We start from the raw sequence: 13,548 nt of genomic DNA on the forward strand, positions 1-13,548 counted from the left end.
CCGAAAGAGGTCATACCACAGATTTTAATATGCCATCAAGCTTTTTTATGGTCAATGGCTTTAGTATATAGTTATGGACGATATCAAAATCTTTTGCCCGTTCTAAATCTCGCTGAGCGATAGAAGAGCTTACGATATATACATATACTTTGTCTTCATTGTGATGGGGTAATTTGATGAAGTCTTCCAAAAAATCCCAACCATCCATGATGGGCATGTTCAGGTCAAGTAGAATGACTTCTGGCAGTTTTTCACCTTTTTCGGTTATTTCTTTTAAACCTTTGATGGCATCATACCCATTTTCAAACACCAAAATACTTTCAGAGAACTTGAGCTCACCCATGATCTTTTTTGCCCAATACGTATATATGGGATCGTCATCGATGACACATGCACGTTTTATCCTTTTCATGGTTTTTTGGCTTTGCCAAATGTTAAAGTGAATGCTGTGCCTATGTTGGGCCGACTTTCTACACTAATGCTTCCACCCATGGCCTCTATTTGGTTTTTGGTAATGAAAAGTCCGATACCTTTGGCGTCTTTATGCTTGTGAAAAGTCTTGAACATGCCAAAAATTTTATCGCCATGTCGTTCAAGGTCTATTCCGATCCCATTGTCACTGAACTTCAAGATAATGCAGTCTTCGTGCATGCGTGATGTTAGCTTCAGAACAGGTTTTCTTTCAGGTGAACTATACTTTAGTGCATTGGTAAACAGGTTGAGCAGAATACTGTCAAGATAAGCAGGTACGGCACTGACATAATGGTCTTTTGATACGCTGATGTTGATCTCGGTATCTTTTTTGTCAATTTCGGCACGTATATGATTTTTGGTTTTTTTGATGGCCTCCAATAGATTCATCGGTTTCAAGTTCTCGAGGGCCGTGGTCTTTATTTGCACCATTTCGTTCAAATGATCAACGGTCTCGTTAAGCCCTGATGAGGCCGATGCAAGCATTGCCATAATTTTTTCGGTCTCAGAGGCATTTTCCACTTTTGATAAAAACGCAATGAGCATTGACATGTTGGTCGCATGCGATCGTAGGTTGTGCGACACAATATGGGCAAAGTTCATCAGGTTCTTGTTTTGCTCAAGAGTGATTTCATTGAGTTTTCTCTGCTTTTGTACTGCATCGATTCGGGAAGAGATATCAACTATCTGTGATATAAAATGGGAGAGGTTGCCATTGATATCATACCCACCCGTTACTGTCAACAATACATAGACCAAATGCCCTTCTTTATGGTGGTACCTTTTTTCTATTTGATAGGTTTCTCGTTTACCGTTGATCAATTCGTTAAGCAGTCTTAAATCTTTTTCAAGATCTTCAGGATGGGTAATATCTTGAAAAGTGAGTTGCATCAATTCTTCCTTTGTATAGCCAACACTGTCACAAATGCTTTGGTTCACATCTATCCATTTACCATCCAGGCCTACCAGTGCCATACCTATCGAAGAGTTTTGAAAAGCACCTACGAACGATTCATCGCTTCTTTGTAGGGCGAGTTGGGTGGTTTTCAATTCGGTAATGTCCCAATTAGTGCCGACCATTTTTAGGGGACTGCCCTTTTTATCGCGTTTGACACTGGCCGAAGCTTTTATATACCGCACTTCACCGGTGGGTTTGACAATACGGAATTCGGTATCAAAATCTTTTTTGCCCGAAAGGGCCATAGCGACCTCTTCTTGATTTCTTTGTTTGTCTTCAGGATGTATACTGGCCTCCCATGCTTCAAAGGCGCCCGCAAAATCTTTTCTTTTGATGCCGTACAGTGCAAACATATTGTCATCCCAGATCAAGGTGTTGTTGACCACGTCAAAATCCCAAATACCAACTTTGGCGGTTTTGGTCGCCAACGCCAATCGTTCCATGGCCTCGTTGTACCTCAACTCGCTTCGTTTCTTTTGATCGATGTCTTGAAAGGTTCCGAATAGGCGAATGGGCATGTCATTTTCAAATTCTACCTCGCCTTGGGCGCGAACCCATAGTTCGTCTTCTTCGGCAGTGATAATGATCAGTTCTACATCCCAAGGTTCACCGGTTTCAATGGCATTGTTGACAACATTGGTAATCGTCTCCCTATCTTTTCCATCTTTATAGAAATTGATGCTATCTTCAAGATTGGGGATATACGTAGTAGGAACTTTATGTATGGCTTTGGTCATTTCTGACCAAGTAACGGCATTATCGATAAGATTGACTTCCCAATACCCGACACGGGCCATATTAAAAGCCTTATCAATAAGCTCTTCCTTTTTTTCTGCCCAAATAAAATTCTTCATCTAAAACGTAAAATCTTACACTAAATTAAATGAAAAATAAACAAAGTAAGATTTTACGCATTCTTAACTAGATAGACTTTTTTTCTAGATGGTTGCCTACAAGAAAAACTATACGGCTTTTTTGGTCTACGAAGACTGGTTTGCTTGTGGAAAGGCAAATATTTTTTCAGGGAGTTCAAAAAGTCAAAAAATGATGACATTTGATGGTTTTTGCCCAAAAATTTGTAACAGTTTTTATACCTTTCTGAGCGGATGGAAAAGGCAGGGCAATTCTTTGGTGAGATTCGAAATGGCAATCTTAAAGCTGTCGAACAACTGGTAAACAATGATCGGTCTCTTGTACATAAGAGAGACCAACGAGGGGCAACGCCGTTCATTTTGGCGACCTATTATGGCCATGCTGACATAAGTGCCTTTTTATTGGATAACGGGGTTGATATCAATGAGAAAGATGGTTCGGGCAATACGGCCCTTATGGGTGTCTGTTTCAAGGGATATGTAGACATTGCCGAACTTTTGCTTGAAAAGGGCGCCGATGTGAACCATATCAATGCGATGGGTGCTACCTGCTTGATCTATGCGGCAACTTTTAAGCAGCTTGAAATTGCAAGACTCTTACTACGGTATGGCGCGAATACCGACATAAAAGACCCTAAAGGCAACACGGCATTGGATCACGCCAAGATGCAGGGCGAATCACCTTTAATAGAATTGTTACTAAACAACACCGAATGAGTCTTGAGGCACAGCTTAATCTGTACAAACGAATCAAGGCATTGGCCGAGGTGGGCCTCGTATATGCCCAAAACGGGTATGACGAAGAAAGATATGAAGAGTTGAGACAAATCGCCTTGCAATTGATGGCCAATTCTGCCAAGCAACCTATACAAGGGTTCAGCGACTTTTTTATGCCGCAAGAAGACTACCCTACACCCAAGGTCGATGTAAGGGGGCTGGTGCTGAACGACGAAGATGAAATATTATTGGTAAAAGAAAGAATTGATGGTAAATGGACCATCCCCGGGGGGTGGGGCGACATTGGGTTTACCCCATCAGAGGTCATCATCAAAGAAATTGCCGAAGAAACAAACCTACAGGCCGAGGTTGTCAGATTGTTGGCCATTTATGACAAACGTTGTCATTCGCACCCACCGCAACCATTCTATGTGTACAAGTTGAACTTTTTATGTAAGGTAACCGGCGGTGAATTGAAGCCGAGTTTTGATATTGAGGATGTAGGTTATTTTCCCTTGTCAAAGTTGCCGGAACTTTCTGAGGATAGAATTCTCAAAAGTCAGGTACAACAGCTCTTTCAGCTGGCGAAATCAGATGATGGCAAAGTATACTTTGATTGAGATGCAACAACAACTTAACGTAGCGCTGATACAATCCGTTTTGCATTGGGAAGATCCAGAGGCGAATCGGGCAATGTTCGATAAAAAAATCGATTCAATGACCGAGAATGTCGATGTGATCATACTTCCTGAAATGTTCACTACCGGTTTCACCATGAATCCACAGCACATCCATATTTCCGAAGGAAGAAAAACCGTGGAGTGGATGCACCGCAAGGCCGATGAGAAAAAGGCGGTCATCATCGGAAGCATTGTTTATTTTGAGAACGGCAACCATTACAACCGGTTGCTCTTTGCGGCCCCGAATAGATCAGAAACCCACTACGACAAACGGCATACCTTTACTTTGGCAGGGGAGCATGAGGTGTATGAACGTGGAAATGAACAGCTCATTGAAAAATATAAGGGCTTCGTTTTTTGTCCTCTTATATGCTATGACCTGCGTTTTCCGGTGTGGTCGAGAAACACTTTTGATTATGATATCTTGATTTATGTGGCGAATTGGCCCAAACCCAGGGTCGCTGCTTGGGACAATCTATTACAGGCGAGGGCCATCGAAAACATGGCCTATTGCATCGGGGTAAACCGTTTGGGGCTTGATGGGCTGGGCCATGAATATTCAGGCCATTCGGCGGTCTATGATGTTCTGGGCAATAAATTGGCCTATTCAGAAAAGGAAGAGGTGCTCTATGCCACACTGACCAAAGAACATATTGTTTTGAACAGGGAGAAGTTACGCTTTCTAGACGACCGGGATGAATTTACTCTAGTACGGTAAAGGTTTGTTCGAGTTCCCAGTTGGCCCGCACATCGATCATGTCGGGGTAGTAACGTACCTTTTCGGGCTGAATTTTTTTCAGATAATTTCCCGTATCCCACTTTTGGTTGCCATTGTCATCAAAAATCAGGCGGAGACCATATTTTGCAGGGGTCAAATGATTGAACTCTATTTGCCGGGGTTCGGTCATATACACTTGTTTTTGTGTTTCGCCCTTGTCATTGATGAGTTGAACTATCGCCGGATAGTCCACCGCTCCCGTAATATTGAACCGCAGATTGCCATAGTCGGCGTAGCTTCCCGTTGATATACCGTACTTGAGCGTATCGTTCTGCATTCCGAAAAAATCGGTGATAGCACCCGGAACGAGTTCAAAACTGTATTTCTGGTTGGGCTCTTGCAAGAATTCAAAATTCAGTTGATTCTTCAATGTATCTAAAGTAATTCCATATGAAAGAGGGATGGAGTCATTTAGGGCGCCCGAAATTTTGGAAGTATCGATTTGAACAATTGGTGTAGAGGCCAGTATGCTCAGGGTATCGCCAAAATTGATCTTGCCCCTGGTAGTTGTGCTCAGCTTCAGGGAATCCAGTTCTAACTTTCGCCTTTTGACCGTAAAAGTATCGATCAATTGCTGCTGCTCGTTCACTACGGTAAACACGATTGAATCTAAATCGGTAGGGGTCAACCAATAGTTCAGCGTATCCTTGTCCCTTTCTTTCAAGATTATGGTGCGTACCGAATCGGGCAGTTCGGTCAAGGGCTTGATAGCAATATGTTCTGCCGGGCCCTGATAACCGAAAATGATTTTGTTCTTGGCCACGTAGCTGGGCACCGAGATGGCATAATCGGGCACTTCTTTGAAAAGGCTCAACAGAAAGAGTGAATCGGTGGGCACAACTACCGTATCGGACAGAAAACCGATTTTATCAGACCTTTGGTCAAAAACATTGTTCTTGCCCGCATCTTTGATGGCCACTAGCGCATATTTGCCCGCCTTCAGGTTTTTCAGTTGAAACACCGGGGTGCTGTCCAATGTATTGGTGATATAGTTTGGGGGATATTTGTAGATCGTCGAATCGTTGAAGATACTATCGATTTCATAGAGCATGACACTGATGAAATCATCTGGCTCCCGTTTGAAGGCGTCTTTGACCAGTCCCGTGATCTGTAGTGAGTCGAGATAATCGCCCGTTGAGAACACATAGGTCAAAAAACTGTTCGGATTGCCCTCGTTGTTATCGACGATGCTCTGGCCAAAATTGATGGTATAGGTCGTGTTTTCCTGTAAAGTGTCTTTTATGGTAATTTCTATGTACTTGCTGGGCCCTCCCTGTGGCATTATAACGGGCTGGTTTTTTAGGGGAGGTGAAACGATCATTTGGTTCTGAACATCCTCTAACTTGATGTATTCATCAAAATATAGGCGTATTCTATCGCCTTCAAAATTTGTGGTGAAATTTTCAGGGTCTGTGCGCAATAAAACAGGGGGTGATTCATCTTTTGGCCCACCACTCGGGTTGCCCCTCCTGGCACATTGCCAAAGGGCAATACTGATAAAGAATAGAAATAAGACACCAAAAAATCTTCTCAGTAGCAACATGGCAAGATTTATTCGACAAAGAAACGATTAATTCAAGAATTATGCCCCAATTTCAAATACCCGTTTTAGACACGACGGCCATTGCGGCCACATAGATTTCAATACCCTCGGTTTCAGAAAGTGCTTGGGCACAGGCTTCAATGGTGGCCCCAGTGGTGATGACATCATCGACCAAGAGCACTTTTCTGTGCCTGAGCATTTTTTCATCACCCAATTCGTAGAGGTTTTTGCTGCTCTGCCATCTAAAAGAACGGTCTTTTTGTGTTTGTGTCTTCACATTGGCAGTTTTGACCAGAACATGGTCGACTACACTAGAATTTAAGTGGTTTGCCAGCTGTTGGGCAAACCTGTGCACTTGGTTGTACCCTCTTTTTCTAAGTTTTTTTGCATGTAAGGGCACGGGCACGATATAATCTATGTTAGGGAGCCCTTCGTCCATTTCCAAGAGGCTTCCGTACCAATCGCCGAGAAAATTTCCAATGTCTTCTTGGTTTTTATACTTTAACTGGTGCAAGAGGTTTTTGACCTTTCCCTTTGCCGAAAAGTGAAGAAATGCGCTCGCCTTGATAATGGCAATATGGCCATAAAATATGCGGTCTATCGCGTTTTCTTCCCTGAAATTGTATTCGGTGAGCGGTAAATCATGTCGACAAACGGTACAGAGGTGGTGTTCTCCTCCCAATAATCGTACATTACATCCAAAACACACTTGTGGCAATAGTATGGAGTTAATATCGTTTATTATCTTTGAAAACTGTGTTCGAATCAAATCTTAAACCTACTTATAAGCTGCATTTTAGCATGGACTCCGAACAAGATAAGAATTTCAACTACAAGATCATCGTTGCGGCGCTTGTGGCAGTGATCATAGGGATTCTTATTGCCTTTTATTACAGCTATGCGCAGTCTCAGAACCAGCTGAACTTTTTGGAGCAGGAAAAAACGCTATTGGTAAAAGATATGACGTTGATGAGGGCCGAGGTGGATCGTTTGTCGGGGCTGAACGAGGTGAACGAGATAGAATTGAACGATTCACGCGTAAAAGTGCAGCAACTGTTAGATTCGGTAGGGAGGCTCAATTTTTCCATTTCGAAACTCAAGGAAAGTAGAAAAGCACTTCGAGAACTTGAAATAAGGTACGACAGCCTCAAGCTCAAAAATAATTTTCTTCGATACAACAACAGTCTTTTGGCAAGTCGTTTTGAAGAGACCCGCAAACAATTGGAAGAGTTAAGGGGCAAAAGCAGTTCACTTGAACAGGCCGAAGCCCTTTTGCGCCAAAAAAACAAAGAGCTCAGCAAAGAATTAAAAATCAAGAGTTACTTGAAACTTCAAGATGCCGAAGGCAGTGGTTTCAGACTACGGGCCGGAAGACCCCTGAAGACGAACAAGGCCTCGACCATCGAAAAAATGAGGGGCTGTGTCACGATTATGGGCAACCCCAATGAAGAGGGTCAGGTAAAAGTAATCTATTTTCAATTTTTAGACCCCAATATGAGCGTCATTGAAGATAACGCAAACACGGTTTCGGTCAGTGGCAATACCTACAGTAAAAGGGTAGAGGTCTTGTACATGGGTCAAGAAATGAGCGTCTGTGATGCCATAACCGTGCCCGAGGGCTCGCTGCAAGAAGGCATTTATACCCTCAATGTCTTTGAAGACGAGAGACTACTGGCCTCGACCGAATTTCAATTGAAATAATTTTCCCTGCTTTGGGCCATTGTACTATTTTTGCGCAATGGCAAATAAAGAAGACATCTTTAAGAGAGTCATATCGCACGCGAAAGAATATGGATATATCTTTCAGTCGAGCGAAATCTATGACGGGTTGAGCGCGGTTTATGACTACGGTCAAAACGGGGTCGAGCTCAAGAACAACATTCGCGAGTATTGGTGGCGGGCCATGGTGCAGCTCAATGACAATATTGTGGGCATCGATGCCGCTATCTTCATGCATCCTACCACTTGGAAGGCCTCGGGCCACGTAGATGCCTTCAACGATCCCTTGATCGACAACAAAGATTCCAAAAAGCGCTATCGCGCCGATGTTTTGGTCGAAGACCATGTGGCCAAAATCGAAGCTAAGATCGATAAAGAAGTGACCAAAGCGGCCAAACGTTTTGGCGATACTTTTGATAAGCAGCAGTTCTTAGCTACCAACACACGTGTTTTAGGGTACCGTGAAAAGGCCGATGCCATTTTGAAGCGTTTGGGCAAATCGTTGGAGAAGGAAGATTTGGCCGATGTAAAAGCCCTTATTGAAGAGTTGGAAATTGCCTGTCCGCTCTCAGGATCCAAAAACTGGACCGACGTTAAGCAGTTTAATCTCATGTTCGGCACCAAATTGGGTTCCACTGCAGAAAGCGCGATGGACTTATACCTACGTCCAGAGACCGCCCAAGGTATTTTTGTGAACTTCTTGAACGTTCAGAAAACGGGGCGTATGAAGATTCCGTTTGGCATTGCCCAAACCGGAAAAGCGTTCCGAAATGAGATTGTGGCCCGCCAGTTCATCTTCCGTATGCGCGAGTTTGAGCAGATGGAGATGCAATACTTCATCAAACCCGGCACCCAAAAAGAATGGTATGAGGCCTGGAAGGAAAAAAGGATGAAGTGGCACCTTTCTTTGGGTATGGGTGAAGAAAATTATCGTTTCCACGATCATGAAAAACTGGCGCATTACGCAGATGCCGCCGCCGATATCGAATTCAAGTTTCCGTTTGGGTTCAAAGAGTTGGAGGGCATACACTCGCGTACCGATTTTGACTTGGCCAACCATGAAAAATACTCCAGCAAGAAACTCCAGTATTTCGATCCCGAAGAAAACAAAAGCTATGTGCCCTATGTTTTAGAGACCTCCATTGGGTTAGATCGTATGTTCTTGGCCGTTTTCTCGAATGCCCTCCAAGAAGAGGAATTGGAGAACAACACCACACGAACGGTGTTGAAATTGCCAGCGGTATTGGCCCCCAATAAGGCCGCGGTATTGCCACTGGTCAAAAAGGACGGTCTTCCCGAAATCGCCCAAAAAATAGTCGATGACCTGAAATGGCATTTCAATGTGGCCTATGACGAAAAAGATGCCGTGGGCCGACGGTACCGCAGGCAAGATGCCGTGGGCACACCATTCTGCATTACTGTTGATCACCAAACGGTAGAAGATGACACCGTGACCATTCGCCATCGCGATACGATGCAACAAGAACGCGTTGCCATTTCTGAGGTCAAGGGGGTCATTGAAAAAGCGGTGGCGATGAAGGAGTGGTTAAAAGGGATATGACGCGCAGGTGATCGAGCGCAACGCCCCGGTAATAGTGACAACTAAATAGATCCATTTCATAAACGTACAGTTCAAAACTCTACTCGGACGAAAATACCCGGGTCAATCTCAAAATCCCAATCTTCTCCATATTGATAGGTATTTGTTCCCAAACCGAATTGATATTTTTTCCAATTCAATCCCAGTCTTAATCTTTGAAAACTAAACTCGTGTGAGTCCTTGTTGAAGTTTATTGAATTTTGAAATTGACTGAAAAAGCCCAAATCTTCATTCATGGAAAATCGATATTGAGCAAGAAGAAAAAGCTCATAAAATGGTTGACTTCTTAACTCAGTGGTAAGGTTTGTGGTTATCAAAAATTGTTCGCCCGCCCTTGCCCATTGAACACCTGCCAACGCACTTGCCCTTCCATCAAAAAATCGTCCACCGCTAACTGGACCAAAGCCTTTCCAAACATCATAACCTAAAACGGTGTATGAAACCAAAGAAGCTTCTTCTGTTTCATAGTCAATTACCGCGTCACTTAGAATAAAAATACTCCACTCATAATTTTCGGTAAGTGGCTTGAAAAACCAAGACTCCACAACCATTTCTTCCATTCCGAAAAAGGTTTCGAGTGTAGTTTGTGAATAGTTGTTGGGGGTAAAGGTAAGCAGCAGAATTACCCCTAAGACTAATTTTAATTTCATAGCATTTAGTATTTGATGCTATAAAATTAGTTTGCCCTTTAGCGGTTTTATTTATAATATTTAAGGTATAAATTATAAATATTATGGTTTTTTCTATACTTGTTGGGTGTGATGCCAACCTGCTTTTTAAAGTAGTTTACAAAATTTGAGGTTTCAACGAAGCCTAATTCTATGGCCACATTTTGTATTTTACTATTGGATTGATTGAGTAGTGCTTTTGCTTTGAAAATGATAAACTCTTGTATCAGGGCCTTGGCTGATTTTTGAGTTGATTTCTTGACGCACTCTGACAAATAGGCCGTGCTTATAAAAAGTTTGCTTGCGTAGTACGCTAATTTGTTTTTGTAATTGATATCTTTTTTTAGCAAGTTTTCAAATAAATAGGTGATTTCATCAGCTCGATTGGTAAAGATTTTTTTTGTTGTGCTTGAATCGACAATAGAATTGATTTTTTCCAATAAAATGGTCAAGTAAGAGCTTAAAATGATAGACTTTCTTCCACCAGAATTTTGATTAAACTCAGTATGAATGGTTTGCATCAACTTTATAAGTGCATGCTTTTGAGATTCAGAAAGTGAGTGCATTGGTGAAGAATACAAGTTCAAAAAAGGAAACGTGGTGTACAGGTCTAAGTTGCTATACTCTGATTTTATAATGTTAGGATTAAACAGGACCATATATCCAATCGAATTCTCTTCAAATGAATTCACTTTCCACGAGGTAATTTGATAAGGTGTGTTGAAGGATAGGACGTTTTCTACGGTATTGAATTTTGTTGTTCCAATGTTAATATCTACATCGTGACCGATTCCAAAAGTCAGTTCAAAAAAGCTATGCTTATACGTTGACATTTCAAAATCGTTGTCTCCAAAATGGTCCTCGATTCTGAAAATAAAGAAGTCTTTGTTTTCCTGAAATGACTTAATTCCAATCTCACACAAAAAGTCATCTATTGATTGAAATGTTTTCATTTTTTAAATTGCCGTAGACGTAAGAATGTAGATCATATAATCTGTTTATCTTTATAGATGTAAAACTAATATAACCAAAATCAATTGGTTTTCAATCCTCCATAGACAACCTTAATATCCACATAACGCAAATAGATAAGGGCCTCCCTTATTTTAAGGTTGATAGTACTACTTTTAAAGCTGAATAGAGAAACCTAAAAAACACTATTGATATGGATCATTCACACAACGGAAATGGCGATGCGAGCCAATGCCCTTTTTTAAAAGGTGCTAACACAACCATAGCGGAAACCAGCGTAACCGGATGGTGGCCAAACACCTTGAACCTTGACATTCTGCACCAACACGATACCAAGACCAATCCGTTGGGAGAAGATTTTGATTACCAAGAAGAACTGAAAAAATTGGATGTTGAAGGCCTCAAAAAAGACCTTCATGAGCTCATGACCGATAGTCAAGATTGGTGGCCAGCCGATTGGGGGCACTATGGCGGATTGTTCATTAGAATGGCTTGGCACGCTGCCGGATCTTACCGTGTCTCTGACGGTCGTGGCGGTGGCGGTACTGGCAACCAGCGTTTTGCACCTTTGAATTCTTGGCCCGATAATGCCAGTTTAGATAAGGCAAGACGCTTGTTATGGCCCATTAAAAAGAAATATGGCAATGCTGTAAGTTGGGCCGACCTGTTGATTTTGGCGGGTAACATTGCCTATGAGAGCATGGGCCTAAAGACCTTTGGTTTTGGTTTTGGCCGAGAAGATATTTGGCACCCTGAAAGGGATACCTATTGGGGTTCAGAAAAAGAATGGTTGGCGCCAAGTGAAAACCGCTATGAAAATTTAGATGATGCATCGACTTTGGAAAATCCTTTGGCCGCGGTACACATGGGCTTGATCTACGTGAATCCCGAAGGGGTGAACGGCAACCCTGACCCTGCCAAAACGGCCTTTCACATTCGCGAGACTTTTGCACGTATGGCGATGAACGATGAAGAGACGGTAGCACTTACCGCTGGGGGTCATACGGTCGGTAAAGCCCACGGTAACGGTGATGCTGGAGCGCTGGGTCCTGAGCCCGAAGGTGCGCCTATTGAGGAACAAGGCTTCGGATGGACCAGCCCGACCGATGGTAAAGGGCGAACGGCTGTAACGAGTGGTCTTGAAGGGGCATGGACGACACATCCCACAAAATGGGACAATGGCTATTTTGAAATGCTCTTCAACCATGAATGGGAACTGAAAAAGAGTCCGGCCGGGGCACAGCAATGGCAGCCTGTTGACATTGCCGAAGAAGATATGCCGGTAGATGTCGAAGACATGACCACAAGAACAAGCCCTATCATGACAGATGCCGATATGGCCATGAAGATAGACCCAATTTACAAGGAGATTTCTTTGCGGTTCAAAAACGATTTTGATGCCTTTTCAGATGCCTTTGCCCGCGCATGGTTTAAATTGACCCATAGAGACATGGGTCCAAAGGCACGCTATTTTGGTCCTGATGTGCCGAAAGAAGATTTGATTTGGCAAGATCCCGTACCTGCCGGTAAAAAAGATTACGATGCAGCGGCAGTAAAGGCTAAAATAGAAGCTACGGACCTTACGGTTTCTGAATTGGTATCCACGGCCTGGGACAGTGCCCGAACCTTTAGGGGCTCTGATATGCGCGGCGGAGCCAATGGTGCCCGAATCAGATTGGCGCCTCAGAACACCTATGAGGCCAATGAACCTGAACGATTGAACAAAGTACTTGGCGTTTTAGAACCCATTGCTGCTGAATTTGGTATCAGCGTGGCTGATGTTATCGTATTGGCTGGTAATGTCGGTGTAGAAAAAGCTGCAAAAGCTGCGGGCTATACGATTGAGGTGCCGTTTGCGCCTGGTCGTGGCGATGCGACAGCTGAACAGACAGACGCAGCTTCTTTTGAGGTGTTGCTTCCGTTCGCAGATGGCTTTAGAAACTATCAAAAGCAAGAATACGCTTCGAGTCCTGAAGAGATGTTGTTAGATCGAAGCCAGTTGTTGGGTCTGACGGCTGTAGAAATGACCGTGTTGATCGGTGGCATGCGTGTAATGGGCACCAATCATGGCGGAACGCGTCATGGGGCATTTACCGATAATTTAGGGGCATTGACCAATGATTTTTTCGTGAACCTGACCGATATGGGCAACGTTTGGAAACCTGTTGACAATGGAATTTATGAAATACGTGACCGCGCAACAGATGACTTTAAGTACTCGGCCACCCGGGTCGACCTTGTGTTTGGTTCCAATTCCATTCTACGTTCTTATGCCGAAGTTTATGCGCAAGATGACAGCAAAGGAAAATTTGTAAATGATTTTGTGAAGGCTTGGGTAAAAGTAATGAATGCCGATCGTTTTGATTTAAATTGAGGTAGGCCCTAAAACCGTCGGTTCGAGTTTTTCCATAAGAGAAAAGTATCGAGAACCCGACTTGCCGATAGGCAAGGTTTTCGACTCTAAAACCTTCTTTTCGATACTATTTTTCACTACTGCGCCTTGAAAAATCACTCGAAGTGACGAGTTTTATCTAAAGTTCTCTGCTTGTTAATCTAAGCTATGGATCAGA

Annotated in this window: 12 protein-coding genes; 6 read left to right on the forward strand and 6 right to left on the reverse strand. The window is 43.1% G+C overall.

Annotated elements, in window-relative coordinates:
* Positions 1-10: 10 nt before the first annotated feature.
* Both L0P89_RS08855 and L0P89_RS08860 read right to left on the reverse strand, forming a co-directional pair.
* A complete protein-coding gene (locus tag L0P89_RS08855; RefSeq protein WP_235264740.1) occupies positions 11-412 on the reverse strand; it encodes a response regulator in 402 nt (133 codons plus the stop codon).
* Positions 409-2,283, reverse strand: coding sequence for a PAS domain-containing sensor histidine kinase (locus L0P89_RS08860; protein WP_235264741.1), 1,875 nt, complete (start codon positions 2,281-2,283; stop codon positions 409-411). Before L0P89_RS08860 ends, L0P89_RS08855 begins: the two co-directional genes overlap by 4 nt.
* A gap of 252 nt (positions 2,284-2,535) precedes the next feature.
* Here L0P89_RS08860 and L0P89_RS08865 point away from each other — a divergent pair, with 252 nt between their 5' ends.
* Genes L0P89_RS08865 through L0P89_RS08875 form a run of 3 tightly spaced genes read left to right on the forward strand, consistent with a single transcriptional unit; the run spans position 2,536 to position 4,416 of the window.
* A complete protein-coding gene (locus L0P89_RS08865) occupies positions 2,536-3,018 on the forward strand; it encodes an ankyrin repeat domain-containing protein (RefSeq protein ID WP_235264742.1) in 483 nt (160 codons plus the stop codon).
* Positions 3,015-3,638 (forward strand): NUDIX hydrolase, encoded by a 624-nt coding sequence (locus L0P89_RS08870; protein WP_235264743.1) that lies wholly within the window; start codon positions 3,015-3,017, stop codon positions 3,636-3,638. Before L0P89_RS08865 ends, L0P89_RS08870 begins: the two co-directional genes overlap by 4 nt.
* Positions 3,613-4,416 (forward strand): nitrilase family protein, encoded by an 804-nt coding sequence (locus L0P89_RS08875; RefSeq protein ID WP_313790914.1) that lies wholly within the window; start codon positions 3,613-3,615, stop codon positions 4,414-4,416. Before L0P89_RS08870 ends, L0P89_RS08875 begins: the two co-directional genes overlap by 26 nt.
* Here the strand turns inward: L0P89_RS08875 and L0P89_RS08880 are convergent.
* The gene (locus L0P89_RS08880; protein WP_235264744.1) at positions 4,400-6,019 is read right to left on the reverse strand and encodes an Ig-like domain-containing protein; all 1,620 of its coding nucleotides are present in this window, start codon (positions 6,017-6,019) and stop codon (positions 4,400-4,402) included. The two genes, L0P89_RS08875 and L0P89_RS08880, sit on opposite strands and share 17 nt — an antisense overlap.
* 52 nt (positions 6,020-6,071) lie before the next feature.
* Entirely contained in the window at positions 6,072-6,701 is a 630-nt protein-coding gene (locus tag L0P89_RS08885; protein ID WP_235264745.1) for a ComF family protein, read from the reverse strand.
* A 119-nt stretch (positions 6,702-6,820) separates the two neighbouring features.
* Here L0P89_RS08885 and L0P89_RS08890 point away from each other — a divergent pair, with 119 nt between their 5' ends.
* Both L0P89_RS08890 and L0P89_RS08895 read left to right on the forward strand, forming a co-directional pair.
* Entirely contained in the window at positions 6,821-7,720 is a 900-nt protein-coding gene (locus L0P89_RS08890) for a hypothetical protein (protein WP_235264746.1), read from the forward strand.
* A 37-nt stretch (positions 7,721-7,757) separates the two neighbouring features.
* On the forward strand, positions 7,758-9,299 hold the full coding sequence (locus L0P89_RS08895; RefSeq protein WP_235264747.1) for a glycine--tRNA ligase: 1,542 nt from the start codon (positions 7,758-7,760) through the stop codon (positions 9,297-9,299).
* Positions 9,300-9,370: 71 nt separating this feature from the next.
* Here L0P89_RS08895 and L0P89_RS08900 read toward each other — a convergent pair whose 3' ends face one another.
* A complete protein-coding gene (locus L0P89_RS08900; RefSeq protein ID WP_235264748.1) occupies positions 9,371-9,988 on the reverse strand; it encodes a hypothetical protein in 618 nt (205 codons plus the stop codon).
* 47 nt (positions 9,989-10,035) lie between these two features.
* Positions 10,036-10,959: an AraC family transcriptional regulator gene (locus tag L0P89_RS08905; RefSeq protein WP_235264749.1), complete on the reverse strand. Its 924-nt coding sequence runs from the start codon at positions 10,957-10,959 to the stop codon at positions 10,036-10,038.
* Positions 10,960-11,171: 212 nt separating this feature from the next.
* On the opposite strand from L0P89_RS08905, the gene katG reads away from it, so the two are divergent.
* A complete protein-coding gene (katG, locus tag L0P89_RS08910; protein WP_235264750.1) occupies positions 11,172-13,352 on the forward strand; it encodes a catalase/peroxidase HPI in 2,181 nt (726 codons plus the stop codon).
* Positions 13,353-13,548 lie beyond the last annotated feature (196 nt).

Source organism: Muricauda sp. SCSIO 65647 (assembly GCF_021534965.1).
Taxonomy (GTDB): Bacteria; Bacteroidota; Bacteroidia; order Flavobacteriales; family Flavobacteriaceae; genus Flagellimonas_A.